The 21,449-nt window shown below is 53.4% G+C and carries 22 protein-coding genes; 14 read left to right on the top strand and 8 right to left on the bottom strand.

From position 1 onward, the window contains the following. Positions 1 to 61: 61 nt before the first annotated feature. From ACTHTQ_RS07810 to ACTHTQ_RS07800, 3 genes are all read left to right on the top strand, one after another. Positions 62 to 2,461 carry an LPS-assembly protein LptD gene (locus ACTHTQ_RS07810; protein ID WP_440363587.1) on the top strand — a complete coding sequence of 800 codons (2,400 nt, stop codon included), beginning with the start codon at positions 62 to 64 and terminating at the stop codon, positions 2,459 to 2,461. Further along, on the top strand, positions 2,458 to 3,447 hold the full coding sequence (locus ACTHTQ_RS07805) for a peptidylprolyl isomerase (protein WP_308904874.1): 990 nt from the start codon (positions 2,458 to 2,460) through the stop codon (positions 3,445 to 3,447). Before ACTHTQ_RS07810 ends, ACTHTQ_RS07805 begins: the two co-directional genes overlap by 4 nt. 114 nt (positions 3,448 to 3,561) lie before the next feature. After that, positions 3,562 to 4,371 carry an alpha/beta hydrolase gene (locus tag ACTHTQ_RS07800; RefSeq protein ID WP_440363586.1) on the top strand — a complete coding sequence of 270 codons (810 nt, stop codon included), beginning with the start codon at positions 3,562 to 3,564 and terminating at the stop codon, positions 4,369 to 4,371. A 156-nt stretch (positions 4,372 to 4,527) separates the two neighbouring features. Here the strand turns inward: ACTHTQ_RS07800 and rsmI are convergent, their stop codons facing one another. Further along, positions 4,528 to 5,406, bottom strand: coding sequence for a 16S rRNA (cytidine(1402)-2'-O)-methyltransferase (gene rsmI / locus ACTHTQ_RS07795; RefSeq protein WP_440363585.1), 879 nt, complete (start codon positions 5,404 to 5,406; stop codon positions 4,528 to 4,530). A 65-nt stretch (positions 5,407 to 5,471) separates the two neighbouring features. Here rsmI and ACTHTQ_RS07790 point away from each other — a divergent pair, with 65 nt between their 5' ends. From ACTHTQ_RS07790 to ACTHTQ_RS07765, 6 genes are all read left to right on the top strand, one after another. Beyond that, positions 5,472 to 5,819 carry a YraN family protein gene (locus ACTHTQ_RS07790; protein ID WP_440363584.1) on the top strand — a complete coding sequence of 116 codons (348 nt, stop codon included), beginning with the start codon at positions 5,472 to 5,474 and terminating at the stop codon, positions 5,817 to 5,819. Between the two features lie 4 nt (positions 5,820 to 5,823). After that, positions 5,824 to 6,417 carry a phosphoheptose isomerase gene (locus ACTHTQ_RS07785; RefSeq protein WP_440363583.1) on the top strand — a complete coding sequence of 198 codons (594 nt, stop codon included), beginning with the start codon at positions 5,824 to 5,826 and terminating at the stop codon, positions 6,415 to 6,417. Between the two features lie 73 nt (positions 6,418 to 6,490). Then, a complete protein-coding gene (locus ACTHTQ_RS07780) occupies positions 6,491 to 7,102 on the top strand; it encodes a BON domain-containing protein (RefSeq protein WP_440363582.1) in 612 nt (203 codons plus the stop codon). 67 nt (positions 7,103 to 7,169) lie between these two features. Further along, positions 7,170 to 7,775, top strand: coding sequence for a hypothetical protein (locus ACTHTQ_RS07775; RefSeq protein ID WP_440363581.1), 606 nt, complete (start codon positions 7,170 to 7,172; stop codon positions 7,773 to 7,775). Positions 7,776 to 7,817: 42 nt separating this feature from the next. Beyond that, entirely contained in the window at positions 7,818 to 8,618 is an 801-nt protein-coding gene (gene map, locus ACTHTQ_RS07770) for a type I methionyl aminopeptidase (RefSeq protein WP_223168821.1), read from the top strand. Positions 8,619 to 9,022: 404 nt separating this feature from the next. Continuing rightward, positions 9,023 to 9,316: a helix-turn-helix domain-containing protein gene (locus ACTHTQ_RS07765; RefSeq protein ID WP_154954141.1), complete on the top strand. Its 294-nt coding sequence runs from the start codon at positions 9,023 to 9,025 to the stop codon at positions 9,314 to 9,316. Between the two features lie 95 nt (positions 9,317 to 9,411). On the opposite strand, the gene ACTHTQ_RS07760 is transcribed toward ACTHTQ_RS07765, so the two are convergent. From ACTHTQ_RS07760 to ACTHTQ_RS07750, 3 genes are read right to left on the bottom strand one after another with little or no spacing between them, the layout of a single operon-like run. Further along, positions 9,412 to 10,362 carry a YheT family hydrolase gene (locus ACTHTQ_RS07760; RefSeq protein ID WP_049352667.1) on the bottom strand — a complete coding sequence of 317 codons (951 nt, stop codon included), beginning with the start codon at positions 10,360 to 10,362 and terminating at the stop codon, positions 9,412 to 9,414. Positions 10,363 to 10,374: 12 nt separating this feature from the next. Further along, positions 10,375 to 11,001: a phosphatase PAP2 family protein gene (locus ACTHTQ_RS07755; RefSeq protein ID WP_440363580.1), complete on the bottom strand. Its 627-nt coding sequence runs from the start codon at positions 10,999 to 11,001 to the stop codon at positions 10,375 to 10,377. Further along, positions 11,001 to 11,801, bottom strand: a complete 801-nt coding sequence (locus ACTHTQ_RS07750) for a competence/damage-inducible protein A (protein ID WP_440363579.1) — start codon at positions 11,799 to 11,801, stop codon at positions 11,001 to 11,003. Before ACTHTQ_RS07750 ends, ACTHTQ_RS07755 begins: the two co-directional genes overlap by 1 nt. A 110-nt stretch (positions 11,802 to 11,911) precedes the next feature. Here ACTHTQ_RS07750 and argG point away from each other — a divergent pair, with 110 nt between their 5' ends. Together argG and ACTHTQ_RS07740 are read left to right on the top strand one after the other, a co-directional pair. Continuing rightward, a complete protein-coding gene (argG, locus tag ACTHTQ_RS07745; protein ID WP_440363578.1) occupies positions 11,912 to 13,255 on the top strand; it encodes an argininosuccinate synthase in 1,344 nt (447 codons plus the stop codon). 116 nt (positions 13,256 to 13,371) lie between these two features. After that, entirely contained in the window at positions 13,372 to 13,941 is a 570-nt protein-coding gene (locus ACTHTQ_RS07740) for a DUF421 domain-containing protein (RefSeq protein ID WP_440363597.1), read from the top strand. Positions 13,942 to 14,013: 72 nt separating this feature from the next. On the opposite strand, the gene ACTHTQ_RS07735 is transcribed toward ACTHTQ_RS07740, so the two are convergent. The 3 genes from ACTHTQ_RS07735 to ACTHTQ_RS07725 all read right to left on the bottom strand — a co-directional run bounded on the left by ACTHTQ_RS07735 (position 14,014) and on the right by ACTHTQ_RS07725 (position 16,846). After that, positions 14,014 to 14,385 carry a DUF488 domain-containing protein gene (locus ACTHTQ_RS07735; protein WP_308904862.1) on the bottom strand — a complete coding sequence of 124 codons (372 nt, stop codon included), beginning with the start codon at positions 14,383 to 14,385 and terminating at the stop codon, positions 14,014 to 14,016. Positions 14,386 to 14,449: 64 nt separating this feature from the next. Next, positions 14,450 to 15,232 (bottom strand): indole-3-glycerol phosphate synthase TrpC, encoded by a 783-nt coding sequence (gene trpC / locus ACTHTQ_RS07730; RefSeq protein ID WP_308904861.1) that lies wholly within the window; start codon positions 15,230 to 15,232, stop codon positions 14,450 to 14,452. 141 nt (positions 15,233 to 15,373) lie between these two features. Next, positions 15,374 to 16,846 (bottom strand): malate:quinone oxidoreductase, encoded by a 1,473-nt coding sequence (locus ACTHTQ_RS07725; protein ID WP_308904860.1) that lies wholly within the window; start codon positions 16,844 to 16,846, stop codon positions 15,374 to 15,376. Positions 16,847 to 17,278: 432 nt separating this feature from the next. On the opposite strand from ACTHTQ_RS07725, the gene ACTHTQ_RS07720 reads away from it, so the two are divergent. The 3 genes from ACTHTQ_RS07720 to ACTHTQ_RS07710 all read left to right on the top strand — a co-directional run bounded on the left by ACTHTQ_RS07720 (position 17,279) and on the right by ACTHTQ_RS07710 (position 19,323). Beyond that, the gene (locus ACTHTQ_RS07720) at positions 17,279 to 17,773 is read left to right on the top strand and encodes a hypothetical protein (RefSeq protein ID WP_440363577.1); all 495 of its coding nucleotides are present in this window, start codon (positions 17,279 to 17,281) and stop codon (positions 17,771 to 17,773) included. Positions 17,774 to 17,855: 82 nt separating this feature from the next. After that, positions 17,856 to 18,485 carry a 16S rRNA (guanine(527)-N(7))-methyltransferase RsmG gene (rsmG, locus tag ACTHTQ_RS07715; RefSeq protein ID WP_036493627.1) on the top strand — a complete coding sequence of 210 codons (630 nt, stop codon included), beginning with the start codon at positions 17,856 to 17,858 and terminating at the stop codon, positions 18,483 to 18,485. 67 nt (positions 18,486 to 18,552) lie between these two features. Then, entirely contained in the window at positions 18,553 to 19,323 is a 771-nt protein-coding gene (locus tag ACTHTQ_RS07710; RefSeq protein ID WP_070695186.1) for a ParA family protein, read from the top strand. Between the two features lie 499 nt (positions 19,324 to 19,822). Here ACTHTQ_RS07710 and ACTHTQ_RS07705 read toward each other — a convergent pair whose 3' ends face one another. Next, positions 19,823 to 21,328, bottom strand: coding sequence for an SWIM zinc finger family protein (locus ACTHTQ_RS07705; protein WP_440363576.1), 1,506 nt, complete (start codon positions 21,326 to 21,328; stop codon positions 19,823 to 19,825). Positions 21,329 to 21,449 lie beyond the last annotated feature (121 nt).

The raw sequence follows: 21,449 nt of genomic DNA, 5'->3' as shown, positions 1-21,449 counted from the left end.
CGCAGAATTTCAGGTTACAATAACCGCTATTCTAACTGGCAAACCGATTTAAGGGGCGATTTTGGCTCGTTTATTTTCACTCAAACCCTTGGTACTCGCCTTAATTATGGGCTTTGGCGCAACAGCCGTGCGCGCGGAAGATGCTTCTGTTCCGCAGGCGGAAGACTATACCCCTGCCCACACCGCCGAATCCAAACCGGCAAAAACCGGCCAAAGCGAAGCCGATCCGCTTTCCTTGGGCAGCACTTGCCTGTTTTGCGACCACGAAGATGCCAAGCCGGCCGAAACCGCCGAAATCAAACGCAGCGGCGAGCCAGCCCTGCCTGCCGATTACACCCGCGTCAACGCCGATAAAATAGAAGGCCAGACCCAAGTCGGCGTCCGTGCCGAAGGCGACGTCATTGTCGAGCGCAATGCCGATGTTCTCAATGCCGATTGGGCGCAATACGACCAAGCCACCGATACCGTTACCGCCGGCGACCGCTTTACCCTGTATCAAAACGGTTCGACCGTATCCGGCGACCAATTGGTTTACAACCTCAAAAACCAAACCGGTTCCGGCACCGCCGTGCGCCTCAATACCGAACAAGGCGGCCGCCGCCTTCAAAGTGTCAGCGAAAAAGCCGAACTCAAAGGCAAAGGCCTCTATAAACTCATCAATACCAAATTCAACACCTGTTCGCCCGGTGATGCCAGCTGGTATATCCAAGCGCAAAGCATTGAAGCCGATGAATCGACTGGTATCGGCGTGGCCAAACACGCTTCGCTGGTATTCGGCGGCGTACCCGTCCTCTACACGCCTTGGGCGGACTTCCCCATCAACGGCAACCGCAAAAGCGGCCTGCTCGTTCCGACGATTGCCACAGGTTCAGACGGCCTTGAGCTGAGCCTGCCCTACTACTTCAACCTTGCGCCGAATTTGGATGCCACCATCCGTCCGGGCATTATCAGCAAACGCGGCGTGCAACTGGGCGGCCAAATCCGTTATCTGCAACCGAATTACAGCGGCGAAGTCGATGGCGACTGGATGCCGAACGACCAAAAAAGCGTCCACAACAACCGCTACCAGTTCAAATGGAAACACCAGCAGCAGCTGAACAGCAAAATCAGCGGCGGCATCAATTACAACCAAGTTTCCGACGACGATTACTACCGCGACTTCTACGGCCGCGAAGACATCGCGCGCAACGTCAACCTTGACCGTCAGGCATGGCTCAATTACAGCGACAAACTGTTGGGCGGCAGCTTCGACGGCTCGTTGCGCGTACAAAAATATCAAACGCTGGCCAACCAAGACGGTTATAAAGACGAGCCTTATGCCATCATGCCCCGCCTGACCGGCCGTTGGCAAAGCCATTTCGGCAAGGCTCAGCTTAACGTATTAGGCCAACTCACCCGCTTTGACCACGACACCAAGCAAGACGGCAGCCGCGTAGTACTCTACCCGAGCGTCAAATGGGATTTCCACAACCAATGGGGCTACATCCGACCTAAAGTCGGCGTACATGCCACTTATTACAGCCTCAACAGCTTCAACGGTCAAAGCGGCCGCAATGTCAGCCGCGTCCTGCCGATTATCAACGTCGACAGCGGCCTGACTTTCGAGCGCAGGGCCCGGCTCTTCGGCGGGGAATACCTGCAAACGCTTGAACCGCGCCTGTTTTACAACTATATTCCGACCAAGTCCCAAAACGACCTGCCCAATTTCGATAGCTCCGAAAACAGCTTTACCTATTCGCAGCTGTTCCGAGAAAACCTGTATTCGGGCAACGACCGCATCAATTCGGCCAACAGCCTGACGCTGGCCACACAAAGCCGTATCCTCAACCCCAATACCGGTGCAGAACTCTTCCGTGCAGGTATCGGCCAGAAGTTTTATTTCAAAAAAGACAACGTCCTGCCTGACGGCAACGTCAGCAATTATCCGCGCAGCCAATCCGACTGGGTAGCCTTTGCACACGGCAACCTTACTCCGAGTACCCGCATTGATTTGGACATCCACTACAACCAAAACCTAAGCCGTGCCGAAAGCTACGCCGCAGGGATTACCTACAACCCCGAACCCGGCAAAGTCTTAAGCGCGCGCTACAAATACGGACGCAACGAACGCATTTATCTGCAAGCCAACGGCAACTATTTCTACGACAGGCTCAGCCAAGTCGACCTTGCCGCCCAATGGCCGTTGAGTAAAAACCTGTACGCCGTTGCCCGTTACAACTACGAAATCGAAGCCAAAAAACCGCTGGAAATGCTCATCGGTGCAGAATACAAAAGCAACTGCGGCTGCTGGAGCGCAAGCTTGGTCGGCCAACGCTATGTTACCGGCGAAAACAGCCACAAAAACGCCGTATTCTTCAACCTCCAACTCAAAGACTTGAGCAATATCGGCAACAACCCATTCGAAAAACTCCGCTTAGCCATCCCCGGTTACAGCAAAACCAACGAGGTAGTCAAACAATGAACTTCAAACCCCTGATTCTCGTCGCCGCACTCACTCTCGCAGTAGGCGCACACGCCGCCCCTAAAGCCAAAGCGACCAAAGCGCGTGCCAACAAAACCCCAGTCGTCAGCGCCACTACCATGCCTGCCGTACAAAGCGGCGTACATCTTTCAGACGGCATTGCCGCGGTTGTCGACAACGAAGTCATTACCCACCGCCAAGTAGCGCAAGCCGTAGCACAAGCGCGTCAAACCATGCCTAAAGGCACACAAATGGACGCCAACGAGCTGCGCCAACAGGTTTTGGCACAAATGATCAACCAATCCCTGATCCTCCAAGTAGGCAAACGCCGCAACATCCAAGCGACCGATAGCGAAATCGAAGCCGTTATCGCGCACAACCCCAACATCAAAAATCCGTCTGCCGCCGTCCGTCAAGACATCGCCGACAGCATTATTGTTGAAAAAGTGCGCCAACAGGCCATCATGCAAAACAGCCGCGTCAGCGACTCCGAAGTGGCACGTTACATCGAGCAGGCCAAACAACAAGGCGTAACCCTGCCTGAAGCAGACCCTGTGCGCCAATACCATGCCCAACACATCCTCATTAAGGCCGACAACGACAATGCCGCCGTCGGCGCAGAAAGCACCATCCGCAAAATCTACTCACAAGCCCGCAGCGGCGCAGATTTCGGCGGTTTGGCACGCCAATACTCGCAAGACAGCAGCGCCGGCAATGGCGGCGACTTGGGCTGGTTTGCCGACGGCATGATGGTTGCCCCATTTGAAGAAGCCGTCCACAAACTCAAACCCGGCCAAATCAGCGCCCCTGTCCGCACCCAATTCGGCTGGCACATCATCAAGCTGAACGACGTCCGCGAAGCAGGTACGCCTGAAGAGCGCCAACAAAACGCCGTCCGCCAATACCTGTCCCAACAAAAAGCACAACAGGCGACCACCAACCTCCTGCGCGAACTGCACAGCAGCTCATACGTTGACGTACGCTAATCGCGCGTATTGTTAAAAAGGCAGAAATCCGTACAATAAGGCCGTCTGAAATCCATTGTTCAGACGGCCTTTTCTCCTTTTCCTCACGCAACCCATTGATTAAAGCACCCCATCATGCCCATCTGTCCCAACTGGCAAACCGCCACCCTGCTGCAAGCCGAAGAAACCTCCGTTACCTCCGCCCACACCGGCCGCACCTACCGCATTCAAGCCGCGGTACTCGGCGAGCGTCCGGCTGGCGGCTATCCCGTGCTGTATATTCTTGACGGGGATGCCTTTTTCCCCGCCATCCTTAATATGGCGCAATCCCTGCTCATCAACCCCATCACCAAAAGCCATGCCGCCTGTCTGATTGTCGGCATCGGTTACACCGGCGGCACCATCCGCGACTTAAGCCAACGCGCCCTCGACTACACGCCGCCGCTGCCCGACAGCGCGCCCGAATCCGAACGCAAACAATACGGCCAAGCCGACCGCTTCAGCCGCTTTATCGATGACGAACTCTCCGCCCTGCTCGACAGCAAATACCGCATCAATACCCAAAACCAAGCTGTCTTCGGCCATTCGTTCGGCGCCTTATACGGCCTCTATTCCCTGTTCACCCGCCCCGAACGCTTCCGCCATTATTTGCTGGTTTCCCCGTCCATCTGGTGGCAAGATCGCCGCGTACTCGATTGGCTGCCCGACGCTTTGCCGCAAGGAGTCGGCATCCGCCTCAGCGCAGGCGAACATGAAGGCAGAAACAACCGCCCCGACCAAACCAGCCGCGGCATGGTTGCACAAGCCAAAATCCTTGCCGGCACTTTGCACCACCTCGGCGCGGATGTCCGCTTTACCCTCTACCCTAACGCCAATCACGGCAACGCCCCGTTTTACGCCCTGACCGACAGCATCGAATATTTGCGCAGCGCATGGCAGCGTTAAAACAGGTTTGCCAAACATTGAGGCCGTCTGAAACGCAAACACCAAAGCGTATTGAACCTATCGGATCCATTTGAAACCCTCTAAAATTCAATCAAAAAAGGCCGTCTGAAATCCATTGTTCAGACGGCCTTTGATATACGGTTTGCCAATCAGCCACTATCCCTGCTTTTTCCATTCCAAAGCCAAATCATACAGCACCTTTTTATTCTCGCCGGTAATCTTGGCGGCAAGCTCAGCGGCCTGTTTGGTCGGCAACTCGGCCGCAAGGATTTTCATGGTGTTTTGCGCCGCCTCGGGCAAATCGCTGTGTTTCTCTTTCACCGCAGGGTGCAACACCAGCACCATCTCGCCGCGCGTTTGGTTGCTGTCGTTTTTAAGGGCGGCTTGGATTTCGGCAACCGTGCCGCTGAGGAAGGTTTCAAACGTTTTGGTGATTTCGCGCGCCAATGTCAAACGGCGGTCGGGGAACTGCGCGGCCATATCCGCAAGGCTTGCTTCGATACGGTGCGGCGTTTCAAACATTACAATCGGAAAATCGGCTTCCGCCCATTTGGCCAGCAGCTTTTGGCGTTCGCCAGCCTTAGGCGGCAGGAAACCATTGAAATAAAAATCGGATTCCGTCACCCCGGCCACGCTCAACGCCCCCATGACCGCGCTTGCGCCGACCACAGGCACCACTTTAAATCCGGCTTCGCGCACGCGGGCGGCAAGTTTCGCACCGGGATCGCAAACCGCAGGCGTGCCCGCATCCGAAACTTGGGCGACGCTCAGGCCGTCTGAAAGATGGGCGATGATTTTATCGGCCATTTGCTGCTCGTTGTGTTCGCGCACGCTCACGAGTTTGCCCTGAATGCCGTACGCACTCAAAAGCTGGGCGGTAACACGGGTGTCCTCGGCGCAGATAATATCGGCCTTTTGCAGAACGGCCAGCGCGCGCAGCGTTATGTCGGCTAAATTGCCGATGGGTGTGGCGACAACGTATAATGTCTGTTTTTCGATGCTGTCGACGGCTTTTTGCAGGTGTTTTGTGTACATAGATTCAAGGCCGTCTGAAACGGCGTCTCTTTAAAAACAATGATTATATAACGGGTAAACTTTTCATGCGCTTAAACCACAAACAGGGAGTGGCGGCCGAAGATGCGGCGCTGGCATTCCTGCTGGGCAAAGGCTGCTCTCTGCTGGCGCGGAACTGGCATTGCGCCTACGGCGAAATCGATTTAATCGTCAAAAACGGCGGTACGATTGTGTTTGTTGAAGTAAAATACCGCAAAAACCGAGGTTTCGGTGGTGCCGCATACAGCATCTCGCCGTCCAAATTATTGAAATTGCAACGAAGTGTAGAGTATTATCTGCAAAAGCACGGGTTAAACCATGCGCCCTGCCGCCTGGATGCGGTACTGATTGAGGGCGACGGCCAACCCGAATGGATTCAAAATATTACAGGTTAACCTCATGACAACATTACAAGAACGCGTTTCCGCGCATTTTGCCGAGAGCATCCGCGCCAAGCAGGAAGCCGAAAAAGTACTGGTCGAGCCGACCGTACAGGCTGCCGAGCTGATGCTGCAATGCCTGATGAACGACGGCAAAATTCTGGCCTGCGGCAACGGCGGTTCGGCTGCCGACGCGCAGCACTTCGCCGCAGAAATGACCGGCCGTTTTGAAAAAGAACGCATGGAATTGGCCGCTGTCGCGCTGACGACAGACACTTCCGCCCTGACCGCCATCGGCAACGACTACGGTTTCGACCATGTATTCAGCAAACAAGTGCGCGCACTCGGACGTGCCGGCGACGTATTGGTCGGCATCTCCACCTCCGGCAATTCCGCCAACGTTATCGAAGCCATCAAAGCGGCACACGAACATGACATGCACGTCATCGCCATGACCGGTCGCGACGGCGGAAAAATCGCTGCCATGCTCAAAGATACCGATGTTTTGCTCAACGTCCCTTATCCGCGCACTGCCCGCATTCAGGAAAACCATATTTTGCTGATTCACGCCATGTGCGACTGCATCGACTCCGTCCTGCTTGAAGGCATGTAACCCTTTCTTTTCAGACGGCCCATCCCTTAAAGGCCGTCTGAACACCCAACCGTCCATACCCAAGGAAAAGGATATGAAGAATATCAAACGCTACGCCCTCCCCGTTCTGACTGCGACCCTCTTAAGCCTGAGTCTGAGCGGCTGCGTCGGCGCACTGATCGGCGGTGCAGCCGTCGGCACCAAATCCGCCGTCGACCGCCGCACCACCGGCGCGCAAACAGACGACAACGTTATGGCACTGCGCGTCGAAACCACCGCACGCTCCTACCTGCGCCAAAACAACCAGGTCCAAGGCTACACGCCCAAACTGAACGTTGTCGGCTACAACCGCCACCTGCTCCTGCTCGGCCAAGTGGCTACCGAAGGCGAAAAACAATTTGTTGAACGCATCGCCCGTTCCGAACAAGCCGCAGAAGGCGTTTACAACTACATCACCGTTGCCTCACAAGCGCGTTCGTTCGGCGATGTGACCAACGATACCTGGGGCACATCCAAAGTCCGCGCCTCCCTGTTGGGCCTCAGCCCGGCCACCCAAGCACGCGTCAAAATCGTAACTTACGGCAACGTGACCTATGTGATGGGCATCCTTACACCTGACGAACAAGCCCGCGTGACCCAAAAAGTCAGCACGACCGTCGGCGTACAAAAAGTCGTGACCCTCTATCAAAACTACGTTGCCAACTGATTCACAGGCAACCCGGGGCCGTCTGAATATTCAGACGGCCATTCCTCCAACGATTACCCGACCCATCATGTCCAAGAATAATAAAACCCCTTTCCAACTTAAGCCCAAACACCTAATCCGCGCTTTATTCCTTGTCAGCTTTATCGCCGTCGCCGCCCTTGTTGCCGGCGTATTCAGCACCCTACACTCCGGTAAAACCGACGTACCCGAAAAAAGCCCTGCCGAACAAACCGACACACGCATTGAAGTTTGGCGCCCCAACGGCACAGTCGAACCTGAAACCGTTCAGCCTGCCAAGGACGGCGACGCAAAAACTGCCTCCGGCAATCCTGTCGTCCCACAAAATGAAAAAGGTGAAAAAGCGAAAGAAGGTGTAAAAAACGACCGCGCCGCTGCACACCGCGGCAAACGCACAGAAAACAAACGCACTGAAGCCGACAAATCAGAAAACACACCATCCGACAACAGCAGCCCTGCCGCTCAAAACAAACCTAAAGCAGACAGCCAGCCGGTAGAAAACAAAGCCGCAAGCAACAAACCTGCCGCACAAGCGGTAGAAAACAAACCGGAAAAAGCCAAAGCCCCCGAGTCCAAACCGACTCCGAAAGCCGAGTCTGGGGCAAAACCACAAGCCAAACCGCGCAATAAAGACAATCTCGACAACCTGTTTTAAACAGACGGCACACCCGTCCCGTTCAGATGGCCTCCATGCTGTCTGAAACAAGAAGGAAACCTCATGGACAAAGTCATCATCAAAACCCCCGAAGAAATCGAAAAAATGCGCGAACTCGGCCGCTTGGTCGCCGAAGCCCTCGATTACATCGGCCAATTCGTCAAACCCGGCGTCACCACCAACGAAATCGACAAACTCGTTTATGACTACCACGTCAACGTTCAAGGCGGTTATCCAGCCCCCCTCAACTACGGCAACCCGCCCTACCCGAAATCCTGCTGCACCTCCGTCAACCACGTCATCTGCCACGGTATTCCCGACGACAAGCCGCTGAAAGAAGGCGACATCGTCAACATCGACCTGACCATTAAAAAAGACGGTTTCCACGGTGACTCCAGCCGTATGTTTACCGTCGGCAAAGTCTCCCCGATTGCCCAACGCCTGATCGACGTGACCCACGCCTCCATGATGGCGGGTATAGAAGCGGTCAAACCCGGCGCCACCCTCGGCGACGTCGGCTATGCCTGCCAACAGGTTGCCGAAAATGCCGGCTACTCCGTCGTGCAGGAATTCTGCGGACACGGCATCGGCCGCGGCTTCCACGAAGCACCTCAAGTAGTCCACTACGGCCGCAAAGGTGAGGGCCTCGTCCTCAAACCGGGCATGATTTTTACCATCGAGCCGATGATCAACCAAGGCAAACGCCATCTGCGCATCCTGAACGACGGTTGGACAGTGGTTACCAAAGACCGCTCCCTCTCCGCCCAATGGGAACACGAAGTTTTGGTTACCGAAACCGGCTACGAAATCCTCACCATCAGCCCTGCCAGCGGTAAGCCTTAACCTTGAAAAAACCTTCAGGCCGTCTGAAAACATAGATTCAGACGGCCTGAAGTTTATTCGCATTCTCAATCTAGAAAACCGAATAAAAACTCGAAATTAAGTTTTCACCCAAATTGAATTGTTTAATTATGTAAAAATTTGCTTACGCCATATTTAAGATAAGCACATAATTTAATGATTTATATAATGAAATTTTACTGAAATAATGAATTAAGAAATATTTACACAAATTATGGCAGACAGCGGAAAACTTCTTTCGAATATACTGTCTAATTATCTAGATCAGTCATTTGCAATACGCCCACATATCACCCCAAAAGCCTACAGGAAAGGGATGCCGGCATTCTTGCAGACCCATTTTTATGCCTAGAGGCATGCAACAAATACCACAATAAGGAAGATTCATGAAATCGTTCGAAAAAATTGAAAACATCCGCGATATCCGTAAAAAACTCGGCCTGAACCAAATGGACTTCTGGAGCCGCATTGGTGTGACTCAATCCGGCGGTTCCCGTTACGAATCTGGCCGCAATATGCCTAAACCTGTACGCGAATTGCTGCGTTTGGTACACATCGAGCGCGTAGATTTGGCTAAAGTTAACCGTGACGACTTGGCCGTTGCTTCCCTGCTGAAAAACCGCGACCCTGAGTTGTACGCTTCTCTGAAAAAAGAAGCCAAAGCCGACAAAAGTAAATAATCAAGCTATTCAAAAGGCCGTCTGAAACTCGTTTTCAGACGGCCTTTTTACTTTCTACACCCTAAGGGCATGTCTGCATACATGCCCTTTTCCATTTACGGCTGATACTGTTTGAAATAGTCCAACACGATTTGCGGCAGCCATTGCAGATTCAGACGGCCTTGATCGCGGCTGACAAAACCGACATGCCCGCCGTATGCCGGTTGCAGCAGCGTAACGGCCGAGGACACGTCCCGCCCGGTCGGCAGGGCTTCTGGTGGCAGGAAAGGGTCATTGACGGCATTGAGCAGCAGTAACGGCGTACCCACGCCTTTCAGAAACGGTTTGCAGGAATTACGGCGGTAGTAATCGTGGCGGTCGGCAAAACCGTGTAGCGGCGCGGTAAAGCGGTCGTCAAAGTCGCCAAGCGTTTTGCAGTTTTGCTGGCTTAAGGCCGTCTGAAACTGAGGAATCGCCTGGGCTTTCGGCAACAGCGAATTTAAAAAATAGCGCGTGTAAATCAAGCGCGTCATGCCCTGATCAAATCGCGTACCTGCCGCTACGGCATCAACGGGCGCGGAAACGACGGCAGATGCGCGTGGAACGGCATTACTGCCCTGCTCGCCCAAATATTTGGCCAAGGCATTACCCCCCAAAGAAACGCCGACAGCGTAGATGGTTGAATAGCGTCGGGCCAGCGTGTTGAGCATAAAGGCAATTTCGGGCGTATCGCCGAGGTGGTAGAACACGGGCGCGGTGTTTTCTATACCGCCGCAACTGCGGAAATGGGCAACCACGCCGTTCCAACCGCGCTGCTGCACGGCTTTCATCAGCTCGACTGCGTAATGACTCTCGCTGCTGCCTTCCAGTCCGTGGAACAAAACCACCAACGGCGCATCAGGATTGGCGCTGTCGACAAAATCGTAGGCAACTTGGGTTTTGCCGGTACTGTCGGGCAGAAGCTCGCGGCGGTAGTCGGGCGCCTTGCCTTGCAGTAGCTTGGCAAACAGAGTATCGGCATGGCCGTTTCTGAGCCAATAAGGCGTGTTGGGTGAACGTGTATTCATGATTTATTTCTTCTATTTTTCAGACGGCCTGAAGATGATCATATACACCAGCAATGCAGTCAGCGTGCCGTTTGTCCAGCCTGCCCAAACGTCGGTGGGATAATGCACGCCCAAATAAATGCGTGAAAACCCGGTCAGCAGGGCAAAGGAAATGCCGCCTACCCAAGCAGCACGGCGGTAGCGCGTGCGACGGCAAAGCAATATCAACATGACGGCAATGGCAGCGGAAAACGTACTGTGGCCGCTGGGAAAGGAAAAATTACTCTCCTCAATCAGGCGCGGCCAAAGCAACGGGCGTTCGCGGGCAAACCATACCTTCACAATCAGCATGTTCAAAGTCGGCACCAATGCCGCCAACACGCAAAACAGCGCTTCGCGCTTCTTATCGGCAAAATACAGGGCGGCGGCAACCGCGCCGATCAGCGGCACGGCAATCGCGGTTTTGCCCAGATAGTGCAACACGGTGGCAATCGGATCAAACCATGTGCCCGCGTGGGCATGGACGGCGTGCATCAGCGGCAGCTCAAAAGCGAAGCCGCCATATTGCGCCAGCCAAATGCCAATAATGAGGGTCGGCGGTAAAAACAGCAAAGAGGCAAAAGTCAGTGCGCGTCTGGATTGGGCTGGGGATAAATGCATTATTCCACCGTTTCTTTCAAAGTCGCGCCAATCGCCTGCAAACCCTGCAACGCATCTTCCCACGCCGCATCCAGCAAGCGGCAGGCCTCGCCTTCCGCTTTGATGCCGAACTCGATATGCGGCGGAGTATAACGGCCGTCTGAATCGGTACGGCCCACGGTGGGCAGGCTGTACGAACGGATACCAGCGTAGGTACGCTCAAGATGTTCCATAATCGGCGTAATGCGCGACTCGGGTTGGTCGAACACATACACACTGCGGCTGCCGCGTTCGGTTTGGTTAAAGCGGTCGGCGTAATAAGTTTCCAATACCCATTCCGCCATCGGGTGCGCCATCACAGGGAAGCCGGGGAAGAAATAATGCTCGCGGATGGAAAATCCGGCGATGTTGTTGAACGGGTTGGGCACAAGCTCTACGCCTGCGGGAAAATCCGCCATTTTCAGGCGCTGGGCGTGTTCGGGGGCGTCAAGCGGTTCGCCGCGTTTCAGGGTAACGGTTTCGATGAACTTGGCGGCTTCGGGATGGCGGACGACGGGCAAATCCAAAGCGGCGGCGGCCGCTTGGCGGGTATGGTCGTCGGGCGTGGAGCCGATGCCGCCGGTAACGAAAGTCGGCAGGCCGTCTGAAAAGCTGCGGCGCAGTTGTTTGACCAACAATTCAGGTTCGTCGGGCAGGTATTGCACCTGATTGAGCTTCAGCCCGCGCGATTCCAGCAGGGATTTGAAAAAGGCGAAATGCTTGTCTTGGCGGCTGCCGTGCAGGATTTCGTCGCCGATGATAATAAGGTTAAAAGCGTTCATGATGAGGTTTCTTTAATATGGCCCTCCGAACATTCAGACGGCCTAATTGCTGACAATGTATTCCATTTATAAGATAATGGTTTCAACTTTTCAAGTCTGGAGAAATCCCAATGAGCCAAAACCATACTATTTTACAAAATCTCCCCATCGGTCAAAAAGTCGGCATCGCCTTCTCCGGCGGTCTTGATACCTCTGCCGCACTGTTGTGGATGAAACTCAAAGGCGCACTGCCTTACGCCTACACCGCCAACCTCGGCCAACCTGACGAAGACGACTACAACGCCATTCCCAAAAGAGCGATGGAATACGGCGCAGAAAACGCCCGCCTGATCGACTGCCGCGCGCAGTTGGCACACGAAGGCATCGCCGCCATCCAATGCGGCGCGTTCCACGTTTCCACCGGCGGCATCGCCTACTTCAACACCACGCCTTTGGGCCGCGCCGTTACCGGCACCATGCTCGTTTCCGCCATGAAAGAAGACGACGTCAACATCTGGGGCGACGGCAGCACCTACAAAGGCAACGACATCGAGCGTTTCTACCGCTACGGCTTGCTTACCAATCCCGCGCTGAAAATCTACAAACCCTGGCTCGACCAACAATTTATCGACGAACTCGGCGGCCGTCACGAAATGAGCGAATTTCTGATTGCCAACGGCTTCAACTACAAAATGTCGGTTGAAAAAGCCTACTCTACTGACTCCAATATGCTCGGCGCAACGCATGAAGCCAAAGATTTGGAGTTCCTCAACAGCGGCATCAAAATCGTCAAACCCATCATGGGCGTTGCCTTCTGGGACGAAAACGTCGAAGTCAAACCCGAAGAAGTCAGCGTGCGCTTTGAAGAAGGCGTGCCGGTTGCATTGAACGGCAAAGAATACGCCGATCCTGTCGAACTCTTCCTCGAAGCCAACCGCATCGGCGGCCGTCACGGCTTGGGCATGAGCGACCAAATCGAAAACCGCATCATCGAAGCCAAATCACGCGGCATCTACGAAGCCCCGGGCATGGCGTTGTTCCACATCGCCTACGAACGCTTGGTAACCGGCATCCACAACGAAGACACCATCGAACAATACCGCATCAACGGCCTGCGCCTCGGTCGTCTGCTCTATCAAGGACGCTGGTTTGACAGCCAAGCACTCATGTTGCGCGAAACCGCACAACGCTGGGTCGCCAAAGCCATCACCGGCGAAGTAACCCTCGAACTGCGCCGCGGCAACGACTACTCGATTCTGAACACCGAGTCGCCCAATCTGACCTACCAACCCGAACGCCTGAGCATGGAAAAAGTCGAAGACGCCGCGTTCACACCGCTCGACCGCATCGGCCAGCTTACCATGCGCAACCTCGACATCACCGACACCCGCGCCAAACTGGGTATCTACTCGCAAAGCGGTTTGTTGTCGCTGGGCGAAGGTTCGGTATTGCCGCAGTTGGGTAATAAGAAATAAAGCAACCCTGCCATTTGGGACCGTTTCAAACGGGAAAGGTCGTCTGAAATTTAGTTTTCAGACGACCTTTCTATTTTTCCTCAGATTAGATGGATATTTTATGTTTAATTTTGTAAATCAACATCTTAGGTAAAGGCAACCTCGCACCGACCTCCGCCATGGATCAAGTACAAAACTTTGTACTCGGCGGCATCATCAGCGACGTGATTTACAGCGACAGCATCGGCCTGTTGCAATTTTTCCCCGTACTGATTTTGTGGACGCTATTGGTATTGAGCCTGAAATTCATCAAAAACCACAACCGCTGGGTCAAATCCGTGATTGACGGCAAATCCGTTTGGATCATCGTCAACGGCAAAGTACAAGCAGAAGAATGTATGAAAAACGGCATCAGCGTGCATGACCTCACGTTCAAACTCCGCGCCGCCGGCATCTATGAAATCTCTTCGGTCAAATGCGCCGTCATGGAGCAAAACGTCCAGTTCACCGTCATTCAGTACGGCGACGAAAGCCTACGCTATCCGCTGATTACAGACGGCCAAGTCGACCCCGACATCCTCGAAATCATTAAGCGTGATGAAGCGTGGCTGCAACAAGAGCTTGACCGCCTCCACCTTGAAGCCTCGCAAGTCTATATCGGCGAATACATAGACGGAAAATTGGTGGCACACCGTTATCCTTCTTAATTTGAAAATAGCAGGCCGTCTGAAACCCTGATTTCAGACGGCCTTTTTGCATTCAGCCCAAACACTGATGTTTTAATCGCGGTATTCAAACCTTGCACCCAAAAATTGAGCCAGCGCAGAAACGTGGGAATGTCGCGTATCTTTGACGGCGGTCAGCAGCAGGATATTGCCGTGTTGCCGCTCCAAATCCAACAACTGCTTGATGGCGGCTTGTGCAGTTTCATTGTGCAACTCTTCATGATAACGGCTGACAAAACTGTCGAAATTTTGAGTCGGATTTTCGTGATACCAGCGGCGCAGGTTTGCACTGGGCGTAATGTCTTTCAGCCAAATAGCAGTGGCGAAGACCTCTTTGCGGACGCCGCGCGGATAGAGGCGGTCGATAAAAACGGCGGTCTGTTCGGGATTCGGCTGATAAGCGTAAATGCGTTGTACGGTAAACATTATGTCTGCCTTCAAATCGATTCAGGCCGTCTGAAAATTCAGACGACCTGATGTTTTTTAGGGTTTAAAACAGTTTTTTGACTTCGGCTTCGATATCGTCGGCTCGCATAAAGGTTTCGCCGATCAGGAAAGTATGCACGCCGTGGCTGCGCATGAAATCGACGTCTTCTTTGTTGCGGATGCCGCTTTCGGTTACAACGGTTTTGCCGTTCAATTCAGGCAAGAGGTCGAGGGTTTGTTGCAGGGTCACTTCAAACGTACGCAGGTTGCGGTTGTTGACGCCCCACAACGGCGTGGTCATGTTGCGGCATTTTTCCAGCTCGGACGCATCGTGTAACTCCAACAAGACAGTCATGCCCAATTCGTGGGCAACGGCTTCAAAACGCTCAAGCTGCTCTGCTTCCAAGGCGGCGGCAATCAGAAGAACCGCATCCGCACCCCACGCGCGCGCCTGATAGATTTGGTATTCGTCAATGATGAAATCTTTACGCAAGACCGGCAACGCCACAGCCGCACGCGCCTGTTTCAAATACTCGGGCGAGCCTTGGAAATAAGGTTCGTCCGTCAACACGGACAAACAGGCCGCGCCGGCTTTTTCATAGGCAACGGCGATTTCGGCAGGATGAAAATCAGGACGGATCAGGCCTTTGCTCGGGCTGGCTTTTTTGACTTCGGCAATAATGGCAGACAGATTCTGCGCGTGTTTTTCACGGATCGAGCCGATAAAGCTGCGAACCGACGCAGCAGCCTGCGCTTGGGCTTTGATGTCTTCCAAGGAAACGGCGGCTTTTTGGACGGCCACTTCTTCTGCTTTGGTGGCAAGGATTTTGTTGAGAATATCGGTCATGGCGTTTTTCTATTGGGGCTGATTTCGGGTTTGAATCGTGCAACATGCTGTCGCAGATTAGATTTCAGACGGCCTGAATGCCACTATTTTAATGGTTTGAAAAAAGGCGGGCAAGAATGCCCGCCTTTGTGTCTGCTTCAATTAGTGATGAATACCCAAAACGGTCGCGTTGTGGCTGATGATTTCGTCCGCCAAAGTCGGATTGTCGTTCAGCTTGATACCGTAGCCGGGCACCAATTCTTTCAGACGGCCTGACCATGACTCGATACGGCCAGGGAAGCATTGGTTAATCAGCTTAATCATCAAAGGCACGGCGGTTGATGCGCCTGGGGATGCGCCCAGCAATGCGGCCAGCGAGCCGTCGGCATGAGCGACGATTTCGGTACCGAATTGGAGTACGCCGCCTTTTTTCGGGTCTTTTTTGATAATTTGTACGCGTTGACCGGCGGTAATCAGTTCCCAATTGTCAGGATTGGCTTCCGGATAATACTCTAAGAGCGAATTAAAGCGTTCTTCTTTGGTTTTACGTAATTCGCCCAAGAGGTATTTGGTCAGCGGCATATTAGCCCAACCGGCGCGGAGCATAGGATAGAGGTTGTCCATTTGGATGGACATCGGCAGATCCATGAGCGAGCCTTGTTTGAGGAAGTTGGGGCGGAAGCCTGCATATGGGCCGAACATCAGATGACGCTCGCCGTTTACATTGCGGGTATCCAAGTGTGGAACGGACATAGGAGGCGCGCCAACGGAAGCTTGACCGTACACTTTGGCATTGTGTTGGGCAACGGTTTCAGGGTTGCTGTTGCGGAAGAACAGGCCGGAAACAGGGAAGCCGCCGTAGCCTTTGCCTTCCGGAATACCGGATTTTTGCAGCAGGGTCAGTGCACCGCCGCCTGCGCCGAGGAACACGAAACGGCTGCGGAGGGTCAAATGGTCTTCATGGTTTTCAGTGTTGCAGGTTTTGAGTACCCACGCGCCGTCAGATTCGCGTTTGATGTCTTCAACATGGCGGTTGAATTCCATTTTCACGCCTTTTTCGCGCAGATATTGCACCATTTGACGGGTCAAGTTACCGAAATCAACGTCCGTACCTTCGGCGGAATAGTTGGCGGCAATGGGTTGGCTTTCATCACGACCGTTGACAACCAGCGGCGCCCATTCGGCGATTTTGGCGCGGTCGGTAGAAAACTCCATTTTTTCAAAGAGTTTTTGGTTTTTGAACACGTCGAAACGTTTTTGCAGATAACTGCAATGGTCGGCGTTCATCACCAGCGACATATGAGGGACGGAATTGATGAAAGTGCGGTCGGTCAGTTTGCCTTCTTCGACCAAAGTCGCCCAAAATTGGCGGCTGATATGGAATTGTTCGGCAATATTGAGGGCACGGGTCGGATCGATCGTGCCGTCGGCAGTCAGAGGCGCATAGTTCAATTCGCACAGCGCAGAGTGTCCCGTACCGGCATTGTTCCATGCATTTGATGATTCCAACGCTACATCTTCCAAGCGTTCGATCAGGGTGATTTCCCAAGATGGTTCGAGTTCTTTGAGCAATACGCCCAAAGTGGCGCTCATAATGCCGCCGCCTACTAATACGACATCGGTTGCTTCAGCCATGGTTTTACTCCTACTAAAGTCAGGCATGGTTTGCCTTGTGGTTATCTATCATTATAAACAACTGATTTCAGAGGAATTATTTTGTATTTTATCGTGTGTGAAACTTTTGTTGCCTGCTGAGTTTCCGAGCGTAAATGGCGGAAGGCAGTTTCGGTTTGGGTTCCAGATTTCAGGTCTTTATAATATGTTATTAAGAATTTAGTAGATTTTACGGAGAAATGCAAAGATTTTCTGTTCGGTTCATATAAAAATAATAGATTAGGCCGTCTGAAAACGTTTTCTCACCCTTTATCTACCAATGTTTGCCAAGAAAAAATAATTTTTCATTTCTTTTTTAATTGACTGTTTTTGTCAGCAATTTCGGTGGCAAACTAACGTGAATCAACCGCCGATCTGCTATCATTTCAACTTATTTTCCCAAGGCAAGCTGCCATGTACCTGACTCAAGAAAAGCCCTACCGCCCCCTATTGGTTGCACTGATGTTCCTCACCCTGCCGCTGGCGATGATATTGCACAATATCGTGCAAATTGCCTTTTCAGACGGCCAAGGGCTGTTGGTCACAGTCAAAGACGGCGCGTGGACATGGCAAAGCGGTTGGCAGGATTCCGTCGCATGGTTCGTCTGCGGCATGTTTGCCTTCCTCAACCTGCCTATTGCCGGCGGACTGACCAAGCTGGCGTATAAAAAAATGATGCGCCGGCATTCGCGTTACGCCATCTTCCTTGCCGGTGTCGCAGCGTGTGCCTCGGCGACGGCAGGCTTGATTTTTGAAGTCATCTTAGGCAATGCCGCATTGGCCGGTATGCGCGGACAAGGCGTGTTCTACTACACCCTCTCCGTGTGGATTATCGCCATGCTGACCCTGCCCAAACAGCTCACGCGCGCGCCGGAGCAGCCCATCGTCTTTCACAAGATGAAACGTTGATTCAACAGGCACAAACATTTTCAGACGGCATGCTTTCCGTTACCATTACATCCAACGCGTTTTAACCAATAAGGAATAACAAATGAATCAGGCGCAACAGCTCCGCGACGGCATACAGGCACTGGGTTTGGACATCGACGAAGCCAAACAGGCCAAACTGCTAGACTATGCCGCCCTGCTGCAAAAGTGGAACAAAACCTACAACCTGACCGCCCTGCGCGACCCCGCCCAAACCGTCAGCCACCACCTGCTCGACAGCCTGACCCTCCTGCCCTATATCGAACACGCACAAACCATGCTCGACGTCGGCTCCGGTGGCGGACAGCCCGGCATACCCACCGCCATCTGCCGCCCCGACCTCGACATCACCCTCCTCGATGCCAACACCAAAAAAACCGCCTTTTTGCAACAAGCCGTTATCGAACTCGGCCTTAAAAACGTCCGCGTCATCAGCGGCCGCGTAGAAGCCGCCGCCGACTGCCGCGCCGACGTCATCACCAGCCGCGCCTTTGCCGAACTCGCCGACTTCGTCAACTGGACCGAGCACCTCCTCAAAGACGGCGGCTACTGGGCGGCCATGAAAGGCGTATACCCGCAAGAAGAAATCGACAAACTGCCCGAAAGCGTCGCCGTCGAAAAAGTCGAAGCATTGCACGTCCCCCAACTCAATGCCGAACGCCATATCGTCATCATCCGCAAAAAGGCCGTCTGAAAACAACCCAAGCATACCGAATAACGGTACAATCCAGCCATCCACACTTAACACGACAGCAAAGCACATGAGCGCACAAATCCTCGCCGTCGCCAACCAAAAAGGCGGAGTCGGCAAAACCACCACCACCGTCAACCTAGCCGCCTCCCTGGCCTCCAAAGGCCGCCGCGTCCTTGTCGTCGACCTCGACCCCCAAGGCAACGCCACCACAGGCAGCGGCATCAACAAAGCCACCATCGAAAACGGCGTATATCAAGTTGTCCTCGGCGAAACCGACATCCCCAACGCCGTCGTCCGCAGCAAAGAAGGCGGCTACGACGTATTGGGCGCCAACCGCACACTGGCCGGCGCAGAAGTCGAACTCGTCCAAGAAATCGCACGCGAAATCCGCCTCAAAAACGCCCTGCAGCTCGTTGCCGACGACTACGACTACGTCCTCATCGACTGCCCCCCGTCCCTGACCCTGCTCACCCTCAACGGCCTGGTCGCCGCCAACGGCGTCATCGTCCCCATGCTTTGCGAATACTACGCCCTCGAAGGCATTTCCGACTTAGTGGCCACCGTCCGCAAAATCCGCCAAGCCATCAACCCCAACCTCGACGTAACCGGCATCGTCCGCACCATGTACGACAGCCGCAGCCGCCTCGTCGTCGAAGTCAGCGAACAGCTCAAACAACACTTCGGCAACCTGCTCTTCGATACCGTCATTCCCCGCAACATCCGCCTCGCCGAAGCCCCCAGCCACGGCCTCCCCGCCCTCGCCTACGACGCCCACGCCAAAGGCACCCAGGCTTATCTCGACTTGGCCGATGAACTGATTGCACGGTTGGAAAAATAAATAGGGATATAAATATAAAAAGGCCGTCTGAAAGTTAGGAAATACTTTCAGACGGCCTTTGGTTTGATTGGAAAGAACATTTTAAAAAAACCGCGTGCGTGCGTACCGCACACACCCTACGCATAAATTTCAAATTCTTTGTGATTCATAGGTAGGGTGTGTGCCCGAAGGCACGCACGCGGTTTGATGTAGGCTACAGCTTGCTTATCTGGACTTAGCCGATGAACTGATTGCGCGTTTGGAAAAATAAACAGGAATATGAATATAAAAAGGCCGTCTGAAAGTTGGGAAATACTTTCAGACGGCCTTTGGTTTGATTGGGAAGAACATTTTAAAAAAGACCGCGTGCGTGCGTACCGCACACACCCTACGCATAAATTTCAAATTCTTTGTGATTCATAGGTAGGGTGTGTGCCCGAAGGCACGCACGCGGTTTGATGCAGGCTACAGCTTGCTATTTAGAAAGATCTATTACAAGGTATAGATGAACAGCTTTTTCCTAAAACCCCGCCCGATCTAATTCCTCCAGCAGCGCAGGCCGACGTGGTTTTTCGCTATATCGCTCCCTGATTTCGTCGGCAAAGTCTTCCATCGCCTGCCGTTGTGCGGAATATTGGCGGCGGAGGGTCTTTAATTGGTTCAAGAGCTGACGGTATTGCTTACGGTTGCTTGCTTCGTCAATTTCAACTGCAAAGATTTTCAGGTAGCAAGCTACGATTTGATCGTGATACGGCTCGGGGAAAGACGGGGCAAAACGTTCCATCATGTACAACGAAAGGTGTTGCTGCAATAGGGCGAGCAGCCGGTCAAATTCCTGTTCATGCTCGAATATTTCAGCTTGCAGCGAATATTGACCCGACAAGCGCGCAAGCAGGCGGTTGAATTCATCCTGCCATTCGGCGGAGGAAAACGTGGCTTTCCACGCTTCATAATGCGGCAATGAAAGGCTGGTGGAAAACGCCAAATCCGCTGCGATTTCGCGTACATTTTTACCGGTTTCCTTCAATACATCGAAAAGTTGCAGCTTCCATTTGTGCGCTGTGCCGGGGGTTCCCTCAGCTTTGGCAATCTTGATTCCTTCACGCAAGAGGTGTTCCGCTTCCGCCCAATCTCGCTGCCCGACAGCTTGTTCTACCGCGATTTGTCTGAATTGCGGCAGGTGCAGATGTCGTCTGAAATAATCCTGCGCGGCAGCAGTATCGCCTTTCGCCTGCAAAACCTGCCAACCCTCAAATGCCCAAAATTCATGTTCCCAACCCGACTCGGTAGCAGCCAAACGTTTAGCCACATAATCTTGCCACGCCTGCCATTCGCCGCGCAACCGCCAGATTCGGGCGCGGATTTGGTAGATTTTATTGCCTGCCTCGGAGAAATCAAAATAGCGGCTGTCGTCCAAACATTTGTCCAAAAAATTAATCAAACGCTTCGGGACATTTTCCATGACCGCTTCTTCCAGCAGATCAAGTGCCATATACATGGCATCGCCCAACATACCGTCCGAATCGTCTGCCTTTTCAAAAGCATCCTGCAAACGCGGTATCAACAGAGGCAAAGCCTGCTGCAACGCCGCCGTCCCCTCCTGCGCCACATCTTCTAACCAATTTTGCAGCCTGAAGCCCAAATCGGCGGCTTCGTAGTAATCATAATATCGGGTTCGGGAAAAGATTTTGGAGAGCTGCTGCCGATACGGATTGCCGCCCTGTTTAGGCTGCTGCGCGTCAGATTCGTCAGGCTGCCCGTCCGGCGTTTGAGCGCGCACCGCATACCACAACGCCGCCATATGCTTGCACGCCCCGCCATAAGGACAATCGCAGCCCCCGTCCTTAATGTACAAATCACTATCCAGCTTCAGCCATACCGAATAGTTTTCCGAACCGCACACCTCCGCCCGATAACGCCCTACGGAAGTTTTTTGGACATCGCGAACCTTGCCCTGCTGAAAATACAGCAATCCACGTTCGACGATGTGGGGCGGAAATAGGCGGGGTAGGTAGATACCGGACATGGTTTGCTTCCAAGAAGTTGTTGAAACATGGGGAGTTTACTGGTTCGGGCGACGTTTGGGGAGAGGGCGGCGGGAATTCTTGTTTTGCGAAGTGGCAAAAGGTCGTCTGAAAATGGGTTTC

The organism is Neisseria sp. P0020.S003, assembly GCF_051957095.1.
In the GTDB taxonomy this organism is placed as follows: Bacteria; Pseudomonadota; Gammaproteobacteria; order Burkholderiales; family Neisseriaceae; genus Neisseria; species Neisseria subflava.
The sequence above is the reverse complement of the archived record's forward strand: the minus strand, read 5'-3'. Positions and strand labels throughout refer to the sequence as shown.

Bases quoted from the DNA above. Each gene is read 5' to 3' on its own strand.
- ACTHTQ_RS07805 (WP_308904874.1), top strand. From the start codon at position 2,458: ATGAACTTCAAACCCCTGATTCTCGTCGCCGCACTCACTCTCGCAGTA.
- ACTHTQ_RS07800 (WP_440363586.1), top strand. From the start codon at position 3,562: ATGCCCATCTGTCCCAACTGGCAAACCGCCACCCTGCTGCAAGCCGAA.
- rsmI (WP_440363585.1), bottom strand. From the start codon at position 5,406: ATGTACACAAAACACCTGCAAAAAGCCGTCGACAGCATCGAAAAACAG.
- ACTHTQ_RS07790 (WP_440363584.1), top strand. From the start codon at position 5,472: ATGCGCTTAAACCACAAACAGGGAGTGGCGGCCGAAGATGCGGCGCTG.
- ACTHTQ_RS07785 (WP_440363583.1), top strand. From the start codon at position 5,824: ATGACAACATTACAAGAACGCGTTTCCGCGCATTTTGCCGAGAGCATC.
- ACTHTQ_RS07780 (WP_440363582.1), top strand. From the start codon at position 6,491: ATGAAGAATATCAAACGCTACGCCCTCCCCGTTCTGACTGCGACCCTC.
- ACTHTQ_RS07775 (WP_440363581.1), top strand. From the start codon at position 7,170: ATGTCCAAGAATAATAAAACCCCTTTCCAACTTAAGCCCAAACACCTA.
- ACTHTQ_RS07765 (WP_154954141.1), top strand. From the start codon at position 9,023: ATGAAATCGTTCGAAAAAATTGAAAACATCCGCGATATCCGTAAAAAA.
- ACTHTQ_RS07760 (WP_049352667.1), bottom strand. From the start codon at position 10,362: ATGAATACACGTTCACCCAACACGCCTTATTGGCTCAGAAACGGCCAT.
- ACTHTQ_RS07755 (WP_440363580.1), bottom strand. From the start codon at position 11,001: ATGCATTTATCCCCAGCCCAATCCAGACGCGCACTGACTTTTGCCTCT.
- ACTHTQ_RS07750 (WP_440363579.1), bottom strand. From the start codon at position 11,801: ATGAACGCTTTTAACCTTATTATCATCGGCGACGAAATCCTGCACGGC.
- argG (WP_440363578.1), top strand. From the start codon at position 11,912: ATGAGCCAAAACCATACTATTTTACAAAATCTCCCCATCGGTCAAAAA.
- ACTHTQ_RS07735 (WP_308904862.1), bottom strand. From the start codon at position 14,385: ATGTTTACCGTACAACGCATTTACGCTTATCAGCCGAATCCCGAACAG.
- trpC (WP_308904861.1), bottom strand. From the start codon at position 15,232: ATGACCGATATTCTCAACAAAATCCTTGCCACCAAAGCAGAAGAAGTG.
- ACTHTQ_RS07725 (WP_308904860.1), bottom strand. From the start codon at position 16,846: ATGGCTGAAGCAACCGATGTCGTATTAGTAGGCGGCGGCATTATGAGC.
- ACTHTQ_RS07720 (WP_440363577.1), top strand. From the start codon at position 17,279: ATGTACCTGACTCAAGAAAAGCCCTACCGCCCCCTATTGGTTGCACTG.
- rsmG (WP_036493627.1), top strand. From the start codon at position 17,856: ATGAATCAGGCGCAACAGCTCCGCGACGGCATACAGGCACTGGGTTTG.
- ACTHTQ_RS07710 (WP_070695186.1), top strand. From the start codon at position 18,553: ATGAGCGCACAAATCCTCGCCGTCGCCAACCAAAAAGGCGGAGTCGGC.
- ACTHTQ_RS07705 (WP_440363576.1), bottom strand. From the start codon at position 21,328: ATGTCCGGTATCTACCTACCCCGCCTATTTCCGCCCCACATCGTCGAA.